This window comes from Moraxella atlantae NBRC 14588, assembly GCF_001591265.1.
GTDB lineage: Bacteria > Pseudomonadota > Gammaproteobacteria > Pseudomonadales > Moraxellaceae > Faucicola > Faucicola atlantae.
The window spans coordinates 1-792 of sequence record NZ_BCUL01000079.1 but is presented as its reverse complement, the minus strand read 5'-3'; the positions used below and the strand labels follow the sequence as shown (position 1 = coordinate 792).

Annotated in this window: 1 protein-coding gene; it reads right to left on the bottom strand. The window is 37.1% G+C overall.

Annotated features, from left to right (window positions below):
• Window positions 1-27: 27 nt before the first annotated feature.
• Window positions 28-729: an IS1 family transposase gene (locus MA2_RS10785; protein ID WP_067059674.1), complete on the bottom strand. Its 702-nt coding sequence runs from the start codon at window positions 727-729 to the stop codon at window positions 28-30.
• Between the last annotated feature and the right edge of the window lie 63 nt (window positions 730-792).

Sequence of the window (792 nt, the reverse complement as noted above, 5' to 3'; positions counted from 1 at the left end):
GGTGGTGTTTCAAAAAGTATGCTGACATTAAACATAGCCATTGTTAATATAAAAGAACGTTAAATCAAAGGCTTTATAGTGATTTTTGAGCTTTTTAGAAAAGTTGCAACTTCGCCTAAAAGCTCGCCTTATCCTATGTCTAATACGGCAATTATTGCCTTCAATGCCTACAGTAAAAAACTTACCCGTCTTTTGAACAAAATCTTTAAAGCCTGTGATAAAGCTATCCCAAGTGTCACTGGCAATACTAGCAAAAGTGACACCCAGTTCTTTCATTTTTGCTTTAAGTTTTCTAACGGTTTTAAGGTCTCGCTTTCCCCATACATAGGCGACAATTTCACCTGTTTTACGGTGATAGGCGTAAATTAACCATTGCTTGTTGCTCTTTTTACCTACGAACGTCCAAAGTTCATCCACTTCTAGTCTGTCGTATTGGTTTTGCTTAGGGATAATCTTGTAGTCGCATTTTTCTAAGGTTGCTAAGACTTTGCCACAGCTAATTTGCTCAACTTCGGCTATGTCTCGAATACCACTACCTCTGACCATTAGGTGACGTATTTTGCCGTCTTTGTCTGTGTGACATCCCTTGTAGGTTAAAGCATGGTTGCCTATAAATTGCCTTTTACAGTCTTTGCATTGGTAGTTTTGTTTACCGTAGCTTTTGATACCATTTTTCTTTATACTGTCACTTAGACAGGCTGGACATTTGATGTGTAGTAGAATTTGCATTTCACTATTTTATCAGATTTTTCAGCCTGTTTTTTTTCAGCATACTTTTTGAAACACTACCAA

Excerpts from the sequence above, each read along its gene's own strand:
- MA2_RS10785 (WP_067059674.1), bottom strand. The coding sequence starts at position 729 with ATGCAAATTCTACTACACATCAAATGTCCAGCCTGTCTAAGTGACAGT.